General features: G+C 32.8%; 20 protein-coding genes. 7 read left to right on the top strand and 13 right to left on the bottom strand.

All coding sequences use genetic code 11. The features are described 5' to 3' along the window. Positions 1-6: 6 nt before the first annotated feature. The 6 genes from mtnP to SM9_RS01455 all read right to left on the bottom strand — a co-directional run bounded on the left by mtnP (position 7) and on the right by SM9_RS01455 (position 5,442). A complete protein-coding gene (gene mtnP / locus SM9_RS01480; protein ID WP_058738454.1) occupies positions 7-762 on the bottom strand; it encodes an S-methyl-5'-thioadenosine phosphorylase in 756 nt (251 codons plus the stop codon). Positions 763-769: 7 nt separating this feature from the next. Then, on the bottom strand, positions 770-2,218 hold the full coding sequence (locus SM9_RS01475) for an RtcB family protein (RefSeq protein ID WP_058738453.1): 1,449 nt from the start codon (positions 2,216-2,218) through the stop codon (positions 770-772). Between the two features lie 109 nt (positions 2,219-2,327). After that, entirely contained in the window at positions 2,328-3,689 is a 1,362-nt protein-coding gene (locus tag SM9_RS01470; protein ID WP_058738452.1) for a transposase, read from the bottom strand. A gap of 535 nt (positions 3,690-4,224) precedes the next feature. Then, entirely contained in the window at positions 4,225-4,650 is a 426-nt protein-coding gene (locus tag SM9_RS01465) for a cyclophilin-like fold protein (protein WP_058738451.1), read from the bottom strand. 16 nt (positions 4,651-4,666) lie between these two features. Next, positions 4,667-4,987 carry a hypothetical protein gene (locus SM9_RS01460; RefSeq protein WP_157064630.1) on the bottom strand — a complete coding sequence of 107 codons (321 nt, stop codon included), beginning with the start codon at positions 4,985-4,987 and terminating at the stop codon, positions 4,667-4,669. 32 nt (positions 4,988-5,019) lie between these two features. Continuing rightward, entirely contained in the window at positions 5,020-5,442 is a 423-nt protein-coding gene (locus SM9_RS01455; protein ID WP_058738449.1) for an archease, read from the bottom strand. A 54-nt stretch (positions 5,443-5,496) separates the two neighbouring features. Here SM9_RS01455 and SM9_RS01450 point away from each other — a divergent pair, with 54 nt between their 5' ends. Next, positions 5,497-5,715, top strand: a complete 219-nt coding sequence (locus SM9_RS01450; protein ID WP_232299148.1) for a hypothetical protein — start codon at positions 5,497-5,499, stop codon at positions 5,713-5,715. Positions 5,716-5,835: 120 nt separating this feature from the next. Here SM9_RS01450 and SM9_RS01445 read toward each other — a convergent pair whose 3' ends face one another. The 3 genes from SM9_RS01445 to SM9_RS01435 are packed head-to-tail and all read right to left on the bottom strand — an operon-like array spanning position 5,836 to position 8,355. Beyond that, complete coding sequence (locus SM9_RS01445; protein WP_058738447.1) at positions 5,836-6,945, bottom strand: ORC1-type DNA replication protein; 1,110 nt, start codon at positions 6,943-6,945, stop codon at positions 5,836-5,838. A gap of 33 nt (positions 6,946-6,978) precedes the next feature. Then, on the bottom strand, positions 6,979-7,698 hold the full coding sequence (locus SM9_RS01440) for a 6-hydroxymethylpterin diphosphokinase MptE-like protein (RefSeq protein WP_058738446.1): 720 nt from the start codon (positions 7,696-7,698) through the stop codon (positions 6,979-6,981). A gap of 9 nt (positions 7,699-7,707) precedes the next feature. Next, positions 7,708-8,355: a YczE/YyaS/YitT family protein gene (locus tag SM9_RS01435; protein ID WP_058738445.1), complete on the bottom strand. Its 648-nt coding sequence runs from the start codon at positions 8,353-8,355 to the stop codon at positions 7,708-7,710. Between the two features lie 125 nt (positions 8,356-8,480). Here SM9_RS01435 and SM9_RS01430 point away from each other — a divergent pair, with 125 nt between their 5' ends. After that, positions 8,481-9,122 (top strand): 4'-phosphopantetheinyl transferase family protein, encoded by a 642-nt coding sequence (locus tag SM9_RS01430; RefSeq protein WP_157064629.1) that lies wholly within the window; start codon positions 8,481-8,483, stop codon positions 9,120-9,122. Positions 9,123-9,124: 2 nt separating this feature from the next. On the opposite strand, the gene SM9_RS01425 is transcribed toward SM9_RS01430, so the two are convergent. Beyond that, positions 9,125-9,793, bottom strand: coding sequence for a YczE/YyaS/YitT family protein (locus tag SM9_RS01425; RefSeq protein WP_058738443.1), 669 nt, complete (start codon positions 9,791-9,793; stop codon positions 9,125-9,127). A 165-nt stretch (positions 9,794-9,958) separates the two neighbouring features. On the opposite strand from SM9_RS01425, the gene SM9_RS01420 reads away from it, so the two are divergent. The 4 genes from SM9_RS01420 to SM9_RS01405 all read left to right on the top strand — a co-directional run bounded on the left by SM9_RS01420 (position 9,959) and on the right by SM9_RS01405 (position 12,517). Further along, entirely contained in the window at positions 9,959-11,101 is a 1,143-nt protein-coding gene (locus SM9_RS01420; protein WP_058738442.1) for a pyridoxal-phosphate-dependent aminotransferase family protein, read from the top strand. A gap of 125 nt (positions 11,102-11,226) precedes the next feature. Then, a complete protein-coding gene (locus tag SM9_RS01415) occupies positions 11,227-11,664 on the top strand; it encodes a GerW family sporulation protein (protein ID WP_058738441.1) in 438 nt (145 codons plus the stop codon). An 87-nt stretch (positions 11,665-11,751) separates the two neighbouring features. Then, positions 11,752-12,252: a DUF2953 domain-containing protein gene (locus SM9_RS11850; protein WP_198144406.1), complete on the top strand. Its 501-nt coding sequence runs from the start codon at positions 11,752-11,754 to the stop codon at positions 12,250-12,252. Then, positions 12,245-12,517 (top strand): hypothetical protein, encoded by a 273-nt coding sequence (locus SM9_RS01405; protein WP_058738439.1) that lies wholly within the window; start codon positions 12,245-12,247, stop codon positions 12,515-12,517. The genes SM9_RS11850 and SM9_RS01405 overlap by 8 nt, the downstream gene beginning before the upstream one ends. Here SM9_RS01405 and SM9_RS01400 read toward each other — a convergent pair. From SM9_RS01400 to SM9_RS01390, 3 genes are all read right to left on the bottom strand, one after another. Beyond that, positions 12,507-13,415 (bottom strand): hypothetical protein, encoded by a 909-nt coding sequence (locus SM9_RS01400; protein ID WP_058738438.1) that lies wholly within the window; start codon positions 13,413-13,415, stop codon positions 12,507-12,509. The genes SM9_RS01405 and SM9_RS01400 overlap by 11 nt on opposite strands. Positions 13,416-13,574: 159 nt before the next feature. Continuing rightward, positions 13,575-15,110 (bottom strand): thiamine pyrophosphate-binding protein, encoded by a 1,536-nt coding sequence (locus tag SM9_RS01395; RefSeq protein WP_058738437.1) that lies wholly within the window; start codon positions 15,108-15,110, stop codon positions 13,575-13,577. Then, a complete protein-coding gene (locus SM9_RS01390) occupies positions 15,110-15,565 on the bottom strand; it encodes a dCTP deaminase (protein ID WP_058738436.1) in 456 nt (151 codons plus the stop codon). Before SM9_RS01390 ends, SM9_RS01395 begins: the two co-directional genes overlap by 1 nt. Before the next feature lie 68 nt (positions 15,566-15,633). Here SM9_RS01390 and dmpI point away from each other — a divergent pair, with 68 nt between their 5' ends. Next, positions 15,634-15,819 carry a 4-oxalocrotonate tautomerase DmpI gene (dmpI, locus tag SM9_RS01385; RefSeq protein WP_058738435.1) on the top strand — a complete coding sequence of 62 codons (186 nt, stop codon included), beginning with the start codon at positions 15,634-15,636 and terminating at the stop codon, positions 15,817-15,819. The last annotated feature ends 72 nt before the right edge of the window (positions 15,820-15,891 follow it).

Raw genomic sequence — 15,891 nt, 5'->3', positions numbered from 1 at the left:
AATCACCTAAACTTCAGCCCCGTCAAGTGCATGATGACATGTACAATCTGAGTCCTCAGCATTCTTAATAAAGTTATAAATTAACTCCAATAAATCTTTTTCAAGAGACTGGATCATTTCAAAGACCTCATCTATGGTCAATTCATTTTCAGATATTCCTGATGCATAATTGGAAACAATACAAATTGAATTATAGCACATTTCCCTCTCACGAGCTAGGGTTACTTCAGGAAGTCCTGTCATTCCAACCAAATCCCCTCCGAGCATCTTAAACATTTTTATCTCTGCAGGGGTTTCAAATCTAGGGCCCTGTGTACAGACGTAGGTTCCACCTAATATTACATCACCTGATTTATCCAGAATATCCTTTAATTTAGGACAATATGGCTGTGTGACATCAATATGAACCACACTATCTTCATAAAATGTTTTTTCACGATTTTCTGAAAAGTCTAAAAAGTCATCCGGAATGACAAAAGATCCGGGAGGCATTTCCAAATTCATGGATCCGACAGAATTTGTTGCTATAATCTGTGTCACACCAACATTTTTTAATGCATCAATATTTGCTCTGAAATTGATTTTGTGTGGAGGAATACTGTGGCCTGAAGCATGTCTTGGAATAAATGCTACTTTTTTTTGAAAGATATCAAGAATGGATACTTCTACATCCCCGTAATCTGTAGTGACTATCTTTTTTTCCACATTGTCTGCTTTAGAAGTTATTTCGTATACTCCACTTCCACCAATAATTCCAATCATAGTATAACTACCCTTTTGTAACGGCTAAAGGTTTTACTTTAGCTACAAGTTTTGCAATTCCTGTTGAGTCAGATACGCGAACTACACTGTCAACATCCTTATATGCACCAGGTGCCTCTTCAGCAATGACACTTTTTGATGTTGCCTTTACCTTAATTCCATTGTTTTCCATATTATTCACTATATCTTCAGGATTGTAATCCTTTTTAGCCTGTGAACGTGACAGTACCCTTCCTGCCCCATGAGCAGTAGAACCAAATGTTTCTTCCATTGCAGTTTGTGTTCCGTGCAATACATATGATGCTGTTCCCATAGTTCCCGGAATCAATACAGGCTGGCCGACATCACGGTATTTGACCGGAACCTCTTCACGGCCAGGCCCGAATGCACGGGTTGCTCCTTTTCTGTGAACAAGAACTTCCATATCTCTTCCCTTGAAGTCATGGGTTTCCTCTTTAGCGATGTTGTGAGCTACATCATAAACTATTTGCATGTCCATATCGCGGGCAGATTTGCCTAAGACATCTTCAAATGATTCACGAATCCAATGAGTAATCATTTGCCTGTTTGCCCATGCATAATTCGCTGCAGCATACATTGCTTTTAAATAGCTTTGAGCTTCTTTAGAGTCAAGAGGAGCACAAGCAAGTTGTCTGTCTGCAATGTTGATTTTATAATTTTTATAAGCCTTATCCATTAATCTCAAATAATCTGAACACACCTGGTGTCCGCATCCACGGGAACCTGTGTGAACCATAATAACAATCATTCCCTTTTTCAAGCCATAAACATCAGCCACCTCTTCGTTGTAGATTTCATCAACGACCTGAATTTCAAGGAAATGATTACCTGAACCAAGAGATCCGAGTTGTGGAATTCCTCTTTTTTTAGCCTTGTCACTGACTTCAGATGAATCAGCCGCTTTGATTCTTCCGTTTTCTTCTAAAACTTCCAAATCCTCATCCCATCCGTAGCCGTTTTCGACAGCCCATTCGGCACCGTAATCCAAAACATTGTTAATGTCGTCCTGGGATAATTTTACTTTTCCTTTAGACCCGACACCTGACGGAATGTTTTTAAACAAAGCATCCACAAGTTCATCCAAATGGCCTTCAATATCTTCTTGGCACAAATTGGATTTGATTAATCTGACACCACAGTTAATGTCAAAACCGACACCACCCGGAGATACAATACCGTTTCTCATGTTGAATGCTGCAACTCCGCCTATTGGGAATCCGTATCCAAAGTGAATATCAGGCAATCCGATAGAGTATCTGAATACACCAGGCAAGCATGCAACATTAACGATTTGCTGGACTGCACCTTCTTCAAGTGCTTCAAAGCTTTCATCATCAATATATAACCTTCCGGAAGCCCTCATCTGCTTGTTATAGCTTCCCGGAATTTCATAAACATTATCTCTAATTTTTTTAATTTCATCTTTGATAGTCATAAAAATCACGAGTTTATTATGTTTTAATATATTTAAATCAATTGAATAAATAATTTTCTTTTCAATATCAACCCTGTTAATTTAAGAAATTTTTGTGAAATTAATTTTTTTATTCACCTCTTCTTTGAGTTGGAGGGAATTTGTTATTTGGATCTTTGGCTGTTCTGTCAGGATTCCTATCATTTACTCTATTTTTTTCAACTAAGTTCGATTGTGCGGTATTCAATATTCGTTTTACAGCATTTTCTCTTTCCTTAGGGTCATCCGATAATAAGTCTGGCATGTCTAATTTAATTAATCCGAATAAGACATTGAGATTTGTTTTATATTCGTGTTTTAGGTTTTTATTTTTTTGTTTTTCTTGTATTTTTTGGTCTGCATCGAGTTTCATTGCCATGAGATAATTAAACATGAATATGTTGGCGTAGAAGTCTTGTTGTATGATTTCTTCGTTGTATCCGCTGAAGTTTTCTATGTGTATTATGTTTTTTAATCTGTCGAAATTGGTTTCTATTTTCCATCTTTTGTTATATAATTCTTTTAAATCGGAGGTAGTGAATTTATCGAAGGGTAAATTGCTTGCTAGTATTTCTGTGTATTTTTTTCCTGTTTTAGTTGTTAGTTCTATTTCTGTTATTCTTATTTCTGTGCTTCTTTTTTCTCGTGCTTGTTTCTTTAATTCTTCATCGTGAAAGTTTTGTGTTCGTATTCTATTTATGGTGATGTTTATTATTTCATCATTTGTTTTCATATATTTTCGTTCGTTTATAAAGTCATCTGCTTTTAATCTTATTAGAAAATATGAATTTATGCTCTTATGTTTGAGCATTAGTTCAAGGGCGTCGTATCCTCTGTCGTAGGTTGTGATGGTGTTGGTCATGTCGATTCTTTGGTTTAAGTTGTCTAAATCTTGCATTGCGAGTTCTACTTCCCCTATTTTTTTGCTGTTAGTTATTGTGGCCGTTAATATGAAATCTGTTTGTGTATCTGCAATGCAGGATGCTCTAAATCTTATTAATTCCTTTCGCAATCTATTGAAATGTGGATTATTTAATTCTTTTAGTTGTTTTTCTGTGTATCCAATATTTGGCGCATCGCAAATGCTAGTATCGCCTGCAAGTATTGAATATCCCCCATAAAGGCCAGGTCGTTCTGAATCGTTGTAAATTCCATCAATAAAGTCTTCATTCATATCCACATAACAAACATGGTCGAGTAATTTTCTTCTTTGAGAAATGTTAGATTTGCTTAATGTCATATTTTTATCCTTTTTTTCTTTTCTAATAAAATTTATAGCTTCAATTGCAGTTGTTCGGCCACAATCATAGAAAGGATACTTGATTATACTTTCCAGATTAGTTTTTCGATTTCGAACAAAATGATTTTTTCCATCATCAATTATATATTTTCGATCAACATATTTATTTAAGTTTACCCAAGTTTCATCACAATATTCCATGAAATTAATCATCAAAAACAGCCCCCAAATCCTGAAATTCAAAACAAAAAATATTGAATAACTCTATATAAAAATATAATTTAATAATATTTAATATTAACTATTAAAAATACTTAAAATTAGATATAAAATACTTAAAATAATCATTTAAACTATTAGAATAATTACACTTAATTTAAAGTAAATTAAAAGAATATACATGGAAAAATTACCAGAAAATGGAAAATAAGAAAAAAATAAAAAATTAATAATATGGTCTTAATATAAAAAATAAATATGTTAACGCAATTAAACATCAAATAAAAAATTATAAATAGAAAAAATAAAGAAATAAGACAATATAATTAAAAATTCAATATTGAGTTTCTTAAATTAACAGGGTTGTTTCAATATATAAATAAAAATTAGGGAAAGACTTCATTATATTTTTGAAGAAATAAGAGTATTTTAAAATTTTCATACGGTGAAGTGATGCATATTACACCAGTATATATTGAAAATTCCAAAGAACAATATCAAGTGTAAAATAATTAAATAAAAAATAAGATTATTTCAAGCTTAGGGTAATTGTAGCGTCACCTGTGCTTAAAATATTTTTCAACTTATCCGAAGACACGTTTTGAATTTCGCCTAATTTAGTATAGTCCCAAGTATGATCGTTGTAAAACAAAGAAAGCTGATTTGACTGATAAAGCATCAAATCTCCGGGAGATGCCATTACATCCTCATCATTGGACGGGAGATTAAAACCTAAATTACCTACCTTTTCAAATCCCCCATAATCCTTAGCATTAACTGTAATATTTCCTTCCTGAAGCTTTTTAAAAAGCTCATCAGCGGCAGGATTTTTCTCTAATTTAACGTCAAATGTGTTGTTGTTAACATTAAGTTTAATCATATTATCATCAGCAGCACTGACAGATGAAATGACTAAAAAAAAGACAGCAACCATAATAATAACTCTTTTAATCAAACAAATCACCTTAAAATTATTTTCTGAATAATGCAGAAATTCCTGCAATCAAAAGCAATATTGAACTTAAAATACCCAAGTGACTGGTACTAATTAAGATTAATACTGCAGAAGCTATAAAACCAACACCAGCATATTCATTATCCCTACTTACATAAAAAGATGATATGAATCCCAAAATAGCTCCTATAATAGATAATATTGCTATAAATGAGTTTCCTTGCATTCCCCAACTTTCAAGAAACAGAAATAATGATCCTGAAAGCACAGCCAGAACAGATCCAACAATACCCAAAATTTGTTCAAATAATCTGGAAGTTGTTTTAATTATTTTCATAATATTATATTTACTTAGTATTTTATTTATAATTATAAGTCTACTATTGCCTTCAGCCATACATCATCAGACATGTTGACTTCCATTTGATGGAACGTTATTGCCTTAATTTCACAGTCACGTTCATGCTTGTCCCAGTTAATATCTTCACCTTTAATTATTGCCTTGAGATGATAATCATCATCAGTTTTTTCTATTTCAATGATAAACTCCGAAAATAGCATGAATTCAACTTCATGATAAAACAATAATTCCTCCAGATAGTCGTACAATAAAGACACTTCATCTTCAGAGGTTATTTCAAATTCTATGGATTTTTGTGGATTGATATTATCTGTATTTGATATGATGTTAAATATTGCAAGGCCGGCATTTTCAAAAGCCTCATTTAAATTTTTGCCAAATGCATAAAAGCCTATATCTGCTGTAACGTCAAAATATTCAAATTTCTTCATAATTTTACCTTTGAAATATTACTTGTCAAATGCTCTCTCGCTCTTTGCTTATATATGGATACCAAACAACTTAAATATAGTGATGTGATTATTATGTTTAAAAATAAAGATACTGTAAAAAGAGCAGATTTAAGGAAAAAAACTTCAATAGTTGATGAAATTGCATATTCAAATATCGACATTAATACTTGCATGGTAACGCTCACTGTATTTGTAGTGTTACTTTTATCTGTGCTTTCTGTTGTAACAGCACAAAACCCATATCTTTTATAATGGGAAAATAAGTACAATTAGATTAAAATACCAAACCCTTAAAACTATGAGTGCAAGGGCGTTATCTTGCAATTAATCTAATTTTAAATACAAAACTAACTTCCGTTAAAAATATACAGGTTAAATATCAAAATCATCAGGGTTGAAACGAAGGATAACTTCACGTGAATTACCCCTAACCCCTGATCCTGTATATTTTGTATCAATTAACCTTAAAAATTCTAATTTATCAAGAGTCCTGTTATAAGATGAATAGCTAACTTTTTCTTTTTCACGGAATGCTTCACCCAAATCACCAGCCAATATGTTATCCTCACTGTCTATAATCAGTTCAAGCAAACTTCTTTCAATATCTGTGAGGGAAGCCAACAATTGAGAAACATTAACTGAAACCAGTGAATCAATAGCTTCATCAAAATGTTTTTGAGTTATTTCGCGTGATGCATCAGCTTCTGCGATGTTACCGCAGCTTCTCAAAAGGTTTATTCCAGTTCTCAAGTCCCCATTGTCAAATGTAAATGTTGCGATTTGTTCTAAAATATCATCATCCAAAACACCCGGATAAAAACCAGCATTGACACGGTCTTTTAAAATATTTTCAATTTCTGAGTAAGAATAAGGAGGGAATGTAATTTCCTGCGGAATGAAGACAGTATTTACATTTTTATCGAAAGCATATTTGAATTCCAAATCAGACAATATTGCAAAGATTGCGGTTTTTACACCAGGATATTCCTCATATGCTCTTAAGATATCATAAAATAATTTGTTGGCATTATTGCTCTGGAATAGGTAATTAACATCATCCAATGCCAATATCAATGATTGTGAATTTTTTTGAAGCTCCAACATGATTTTTTCATATATCCTTGCAAATGGAACTCCCGTTTCCGGAGGTAGAAATCCGAAAATCTTTTTGTGAACTTGGGATATGATTCCAAACCTTGTGGTATGCAACTGACAGTTAATGTAAACACAAACCACTTTTTCAGTGTTTTTTTCAACAAGTTCGTATACCTTTTTGATTGCTGTTGTTTTTCCTGTTGCAGGTGATCCAAGTACCACTGCACTTGATGGCTGTCCTCCACGCATGGCCGGCCTTATTGCCATTGCCATTGCTTCCATCTGAGTATCTCTAAAATTATAGTTTGGAGGCAGGTAATCCGGATCAAATGCATTAATATTTTGAAAAAGACTTTCATCATGCATTAATATATCTTCAATTCCCATAGTATCTAATTTGTATTTAACTATTAAAAATAATTATTCTTTTAAGTTGATTATGTCAACATTTTCATTTTCAATTATCCATTTTGTTAATTTTTCTGCATATTGCAGTTTTTTACGTTTAATTTCATCAGCAGGTCCTGTGACTGTTGGCAAATTAGGTCTTGAGTATTTGGTTACAATATCCCCAAAATCCATTCCTGCAAGAGTAATTTCAGATGCATTCAATGCCACAGCCAAAAATATTGCCCTATCACCATCAGTGAATCCTCCAAAGTTGTATACATTACCTACTGGCTGAGCCTGAGTGGTTCCCAGCACATTAGTGAAAAAGGAAGTAACATTAACAATTTTATCTGCATTATCACCATGAGCATGCACAACGATATTAGCCCCCTTCAAGTTAGCAATCAAAATATCATCAAGATTACCATCCAAATCAGTTACAACTATATCCGGTGCAAGTTTTTCTTCAATCATTGCAGTTGTAGCACCATCAGCAGCAACAAGAACATAATCCTTCAAATCATATTTTTCTTTTAATAATTTGATATGATCTTTAACTGACGGTCCGGCACCAAAGACAATGAACTTGTCTGAAAATCCAACAATTTTACTTAAATCTTCAAGTGTCAAACATCCCTCTTCAGCCAAAATTTCATCCAATAATTGGCCGCATTTTTCATCATCTTCACGGGAAAATCCAAAATCATCAAGAATTTCTTTATAATATATATTCCACTCACCAAATTCCATGTTAAAACCTCATTTGTTAACAATATTAATATCTTTACCTGCAATATGATTATATAATTTTGCAATTTGTCTTAAAGTATAGCCAACCAAAACTGCAGAAATAATGGTTCCAATATTTACACTTCCCCAAGGGGTTGTATAAAAGAAATAGCACATAAGTACTGAAATAACCACCATAATAGTATCAAAAGCTATTTTAATTGAAGAAAATCTCCAATTTGTTACAATAGCTACAGATTCAACACAACCCTCACCAGGCAAAGGCGCAATATTGGCAGGCATATAGATAAATATTCCCAAAGCTATCATAAATATACTGACAAAAATCAAAATTAAATTTATTATTATATTATCAGGAATATTTAGTGAATACACAATGTATAAAGTTAAATCAGTGAAATATCCAAATAAAAAACAATTAATAAACTGCAGTAATCGTTTTGGCTTAAATTCAGACCTTAAAATTATCATCTGAATAAAAACTAAAGCAGCATTAAAAATTACAGTAGTAATTCCAATATCAATATTAGCACATAATGTGAGAGAATAAGCGATGGAACTTATAGGAGTTGTTCCAAATGTTGATTTTATGGAAAATGCAACACCAAAAGCCATTATAAATAATCCTAAAACAAAAAAACAAATTCTCTTAATCATCTAATAACTATATATCCATTAAAATATTTAAATATATTCATAATTAAACCAAATAATGTTTTAAAGAAATTATATTGAATAAAAAGATTAAAAAAATAAATTTATATACTTATTTAAACAAAATAATGACAGACATGATTAAAATAGCTTATTGTAATGTAGAAAACCTTGACCTGAATAAGGCATATCCATTGGTTTCTGCAAAAAGAAAGGAAAAAATTGACTTTTATAGATTTAACAAGGACAAAAGGCTCAGCTGCGGAGCTTATCTTTTAGCTGAAAAAATGCTTGCTGAAGAAGGTATAGTGAATCCTAATTTTGAAACCCACAAATTCGGCAAAACATACATCTCAAACTATGAAAATATTTATTTTAATATAAGCCATTCAAAAAATATGGTTTCATGTGCAGTATCCGATGCAGAAATAGGTTGCGATATCGAATTCAATGACCCCCAAATTGATTTAAACATAGCCAAAAATTATTTCTTCAACAGCGAATATGAAAACATCAAAAGGTCAAAAAATCCCTCAAATGAATTTTTTAAATATTGGGTTTTAAAGGAAAGCTATATGAAATATTGTGGTTTGGGATTTCGCTTGGAATTAAGTGACTTTGAAATAGTGATTGACAGTGAAATCCGACTTAAAAATGATATCCACAACATCAAGTTTAACCTCTTTGATGTCGGCAGGTACAAGCTAGCCACTGCAGGCCACTTCAAAACAAAAGAGGTGAATGAATATTCACTGGAGGACTTATACTGATTTTACATCTTCTTTAGATTAACGTGCTCGCCTGTTATTATATGATTTATTTTATGGATTAATTTGACCGTTGGTCCAATGAAGAGCGCTCCAAGAATCGTTCCGATACCGACGCTACCGAAGTTTCCAAGAAATACATAGCTCAAAATCAAAGCGGAGGCAACAATTGTTACATCAAAGCATATCTTGATTAATGAAAATGGTCTTTTTGTTACAATTGCAATTGCCTGCGTAACACCTTCAACAGATAGAGGGACAATATTGGTTGGAACATAGAAAAACAATCCTAAAGCAATGAAAAATATTGAGAGCAAACTCATAATCAATGCTACCCAAAGTGAATCTGCAGAAGGTATGAAATACATCAATGAGACTGAAAAGCTTGTAAATGCACCAAACAATACACCCACAAACACCTGCAGAAAATGTTTTGGCTTAAAATCTCTCCTTAAAAGCAAAAGTTCAATAGCTACCAGAAAGGCATGAAATATAAATGTTGCAACACCAATTTCAATTGCCCAAATCAGGTTCATCGCATAAGGTATCGAACTTACAGGAGCTGAGCCCAAATCAGACTTGATTGAAAAGGCAACTCCCAATGTTATTAAAAACAAACCAAAAATATAATTAAAAATGCGTTTAAATGTTAATTCTTCACCGCTGAACTCCATAACTAATTATATAGTATAATATATTATTTAAAGTAATATTAGCACAAAAATGTACAATCTAAACGGAACTTAAATTGCCAACTAAATATTTAAAAAGTATAAAAATCAAATATTTAATTAGATTTAGAAATGCTAAATCTTTTTTTGTTTAATGGAGGAAAATCAATGGATGATATTTTATTAATGCTTCCAGGTCCAACAACAGTAGACCCTAGAGTCTTAGCTGCAATGTCAAAAGCTGTTGTAAATCACAGAGGAGCAAAATATGGAGAAATCTTGACTGAAACTACAGAATTAATGAGTAAAGTTTTCCAAACCCCAAATAAATCTTATTTATTAACTGGATCCGGTACTGCTGCAATGGAAACCGCTGTTGCAAATACCGTTGCACCTGGTGAAAAAATATTAAATGTTGTAGGTGGAAAATTCGGTGAACGTTTCATGAAAATAGCTCAAACTCATGGAATTGATGCACAGGAATTAGCAGTCAAATGGGGAACTGCAGTAACACCAAAACAAATTGAAGAAGCATTAGATGCAGATGAAGATATTAAAGCAATAACCGTTGTACACAATGAAACTTCCACTGGTGTAGCAGCACCAATCGAAGAAATCGGTAAAGTAATGAAAAACTATGATGCATTATACATTGTAGATACTGTATCATCACTTGGAGGAGACCATGTAGATGTTGAAAAGTTCGGCATTGACGTTTGTGTAACCGGATCACAAAAATGTTTAGCTGCACCTCCTGGAATGGCCGCAATCACCTTAAGCGACGATGCATGGAAAGCAGTCGACAACGTTGAAACCAACACATTCTATTTAGACTTGAAAGCTGCAAGAAAAAGCGGAGACAAAAACCCTCCTGAAACTCCTTATACCCCATCAGTTTCATTAACCTATGCAATGAATGAAGCTTTAAAAATAGTTATGGAAGAAGGATTAGAAAACAGGGTTGCACGTCACCACAAAGCAGCTAAAGCCAGTGTTGCCGCAGTTAAAGCATTAGGTTTAGAATTATTCGCAGACGAAGCAGTATCCTCTGCAACCGTAACTGCAGTAAAAATACCTGAAGGAGTTACAGATGCTGACTTTAGAGGAACAACCCGTGACAAATACGGTGTGGAATTAGCTGGAGGACAAGACCACTTAAAAGGAAACGTCTTCAGAATAGGACACATGGGATGCATCTCATACAAAGAATTAGTACAAACCTTTGCAGCTATTGGAATGACCTTAAAAGGTTTAGGTGCAATTGACGATGCTGGTGCGGGTGTTGCATCAATTACAGAATCATACTTATGATTCTACCCATTTTTCCTTTTTTTAATTGATAACCAAAACATCATCATACATATTTTCAGTTTTCAATTTAACAAAGTATTTTAAATACAACTACCATATCTAATAATAATTTAGGATGTGACATTATGGCTGAAAATATAAAAACAACTGTTGAAGAATTACGTAAACTCATTAATGTTGACAATGTAATTGGTTCACCAATTGAAACCGAAGATAAAATACTTATTCCAGTAATGAGAATGGGTGTAGGTTTTGGTGCTGGTGAAAGCCTTTTAGGAAACGAAGGAAATGATGTTGCAGGTGCAGCAGCAGGTGTAGAACCAATTTCCATGGTTATGATTCCTAAAAAAGGAAATGATGCTGAAGGAGTACGTGTACTTGACTTAAGTAAAGGAACCGAGACCAACAAAGCATTATCTGATTTGGGATTGATTATTACTGATTTGGTTAAAGGCTACATGGGAACAATGAATGAAGGTGAATATGTAAACGAAGAAGAGTTTATTGAACCTGAATTTACAACCTATGATGAAAACGAAAAAGAAGAAAAAGAAAAAGAATAGGACTAATATTTTATGTTAAACATCCTATTGATGATTATATTATTAATCATCATACTCATTTTCATTTTTTTACTTTTAGGCATTAGATTGACAGTTAAATGGCTGAAAATAAATGATGAATATGATGGATGTGTAAAAATTCTTATTTTAAAAAAATTAACTGTCTATACATATAATCTAAAGTCAGATGATAATAAAGATGATAAATCTGGCGAAAAAGATAAAAAAAGAGATTTTAAAAAGTTATATGAACTAGCCAAACCCTGCTTTAATGATTTGAAAACATTCCTGAAAGATGCCATGAATGCAATAAACATCAACAGATTGGAAAATCATCTTGTAATAGGCTTTTCAAATTTCGCCAAAACAGGAGAATACATTGGATATGTTTGGGCAATATCCTCAATTCTTACAGGAATACTTCCAAATTCTCGTTTAAGTGCCGAGCCATCATTCAATGGAGAAGTATTGAATTTTAAAGGACAAATGAACATTGACATTTATCTTTTAAAACTAATCATTCCCACCATAAAACTGATTTTGAAAAAAGAAATTCGCGAATTGATCAAGGGTGTTTTAAATGGATAACTTCGAAAAGGCAATTAATGATATATTTGAAATAGAAAATATTGATGAGATACTATTCAAATCCATTGAAATAAACCCTAATAAAACAATTTACTTTGCTTTTCGCGAAAGTCAAAAAATAATGTTAGGTAAATTAACATCCGTTGATTTGAAACCTGTCTGCTTTATTTTAAAAATTAATAAGGAATATTACTGGTGTCCTTTGAATGATGAAGAATTTGATGAAGAAACTGTGAAGAAATTTGCTTTGAAATTTATTTCTTAGAATGTTTTAAAATTTCATCACGAGAAAAACCACTGGCATCAGCAACTGCATCAACACCAAATTTCTCAACAAACTTAACAGCCATCTCTAAATGACCCCCAGTACGACCTTCCGAAAAACCTTCAGCCTTACCCTCATTAAACAGTTTATCCTCAAAAAACTGACGAGCAGTCTTCGTATTAGGCAAACCAATCACCTCCCCTAATCGTTTAATATCCTCAACTGTCTTTGCATATTTATGAATTACACATCTCATCCCAAAAATCAATTCGAGTTTAAAAAATTCTGTAGAATCTATATTAATTTTAGGCAATGCATAACAAATTTTTTCAAGCATTTCATGATTGTTGTTTTCAAACATCCTAACAACATCCAAAATTTCAAATGCTTCAATTTCAGTGAAGGTATAATTATTTTCTATTCTGTCCAAAATATTATTTAAAATTTCTCTCGAATCAACCAGTACAATAGGTCTGAATATAGGCGTAATGATATCTGTTTCTGATAACTTTAAACATGTTAAACAGTTTTCTAATGATTTAGATGTTTTTATTGCTGAGTTGACAGGACATTTAAATGTATATCTCATATTATCACGATATTTTGCAATCTTTCTGAGAACCTTTTTGTTAACATTGCCACTTTCATCCTCAACATTCATTATTCTTTTTTGACCATCTTCCATTACAATAAAATATGATGTATCTGTTCTTAATGCAGAACCATTTACACTAGGATATTCATTAAAACATGGAGAATCATATTTTCCTGGAAAATTATAATATTTATGTGCAATATCGCCCAAATACCCAAATTGTCTTTTGTTAAGCACATCCAACGGATATTTCATCCGATAATTTTCATCACTATTTTTTATATTTTCACCACCATTAACCATTAATTGTTGTTTATTAGATTATATTAAACCTTATATAAATTTAATTGTTAAAATAAGTCAATATTATTTACTTAATACAAAATAAAGCCATTAATAGAAAATTTAAATGAAAATAAAAATTTTAAAAGAATTGAAAAAAAGTAAATGTAAAGTAAAAATTTAGTTAGGAAGAGGAATATTTTCTCTGTCAACCATGACTTCAACAATCAATGGGCCTTTCAAATCTTTTTTTAAAAAGTATTCAAGGTCAGATAGTGTGTTGATTTGAACAGCATCAATTCCATAAGATGCCGTCAGTTTTGTAAAGTCAGGATTTTCCAAGTCAATCTGATAGGCATCCATATCATAGAAATCTTCCTGCCACTGTCTTATGATTCCATATTCAGAATTGTTTAAAATGAATACTATAACATCCAAAGAGTTCTCCTTTAAAGTTGCAAGCTCCTGCAAGTTCATTTGAAAGTCGCCATCACCATTAATGACAATGATTTTTTCATCTGTTGCAATAGCCGCCCCAATTCCTGCAGGAAGTCCATAACCCATTGGTGCGGTTGCTGCAGGGAATAAAAAGTGGTTAGGCTTTTTGGCATTGTACAGCAATGTTGTCCAGGTAGTGTGGGATCCAGCATCAGCAACGATAATATTATCCTCAAAAGTCTTCAAAATAATTTTAATAGCTGCTTGAGGTTTTAAATCATCCTCAATTCCTTCAATTATCATTGAATTATCAATTTTCAATAATTCATCAATCCAATCGACCTTATTGAATTCCAATGTCATTATTACTTCTTCAACATTGCCCTGAATTTGATATTTACCTTTCAGGACATCCTTGTTGATATTAACATGAATGAATTTATCCTCATCCAAAACGGGAAATGTTCTCTCACTTGCAATTGAACCTAATGCAATAACACAATCGGATTCATCAATTGCATATTTTGCTCTTGGAGTAGCCCGTATGCCAACCAAACCTAAATTAATCGGATTATCTTCAGGAATGATTCCTCGTCCATTATATGTAGTTGCAACAGGTATCTGATACATTTCTGCAAGCATTTTAATATTTTCCGCCTGAGAGATGGCTCCTGCTCCCAAAACAAATAAAGGTTTTTTGGCTTTTAAGATAAGTTCCTGAGCAGCATCCAGAGAAGACATATCGCTTTCACAAAGGTAACATAAATCAAAATCCTGAAACTCTTCACTCAATAAAACATCCCTTGACAAGTTAATGTGAATAGGTCCTTTCGGATTATTCTTAAGACCATATAATGCTGCCTTAAGTGCATATACCGCTTCAGTACCGTTTAATGGGGAGTAATTCTCATGAGTGATGTTTGAAAAGATATCCCTTAGATTGAAAGACTGGAATGCATCAGTATCGCGAATATTCAGGTCATTGTCTCCAGTTAAAACAAGCATTGGAATATTGTCCTTATATGCTGCGGCTACACCCATCACCAAATTCAGCGCTCCAGGACCTGCAGTTGCCATGCAAACCCCAACAGCATCAGAAGTTCTTGTAAATGCATCTGCAGCATGTGCGGCGGCCTGTTCATGTTTTGTTAAAATATGATTAATCTTTGATTTGGACAGTGCCCTATACATAGGCATTATCTGTTCGCCAGGAATTCCAAAGATATGGGTAATGCCATTTTCTTCTAGAATTTCAACCAGCCTTTCAGCTACCTGCATTATTCATCCTCCTGATAGGAACCGTCATATTCACCGGAACCCTTAACTTCAAATACAACAGCCTGAGCAATCCTGTCTCCAGATTTGATTTTATATTCAAAGTCACCATGGTTGTAAATCATGAACATCAATGTTCCATAAAATCCTGGATCACCCACCGCAGTTTGAACTGAAATGAATGAACGCAAAAGAGTTGACCTTGGAAGATATAGCATAGTATAACCCTTTGGAATTTTAACCTTTCTTTTAATGCTTGCCAAATAGGCAGTGTGTGGCTTTAATGTGTAAATTGGACCTTTAATTTCTTCCAATTGAGGCAAATTCTTTTCATTATCTATTAAAGAACCTTCAGATGTTTGTTTAAAAATTTTGTCCAATTCCAAATCAATTCCAGAAGGCTGTACCAAATCCGCGAAATCAGGAAAAACCTTAACAAGTTCGTCTTCACCAAGCATAATCAATATCTCCTATCAGATTAATTTTTATAATTGGTTTTTAATATAATTAATTGGAGGATGAAAAAATGCCTGTAATTACAATAGCTGGAAACGATGGAATTAGTGTTGAGAAAAAAAGAGAAATGGTTAAAAAAGTATCTGAAACTGTTGCAGATGCATATGACTTGCCAATTGAAGCAATAACAGTTTTAGTCCAAGCATATCCAAAGGAGAGTATTGGAGTAGCTGGCGAGTTATTAAGTGACCGATAAATTTTACTATTTTTATATGAGGAAATGATTTCCTCCAAATTATTTTTTAAATAACTAAAAAGACACAGCTTT

Origin of the sequence: Methanobrevibacter millerae (genome assembly GCF_001477655.1) — an archaeon.
GTDB classification, from domain to species: domain Archaea; phylum Methanobacteriota; class Methanobacteria; order Methanobacteriales; family Methanobacteriaceae; genus Methanocatella; species Methanocatella millerae_A.
Note: the sequence above shows the minus strand (reverse complement) of the source record. Positions and strands in the feature narration are given on the sequence as shown.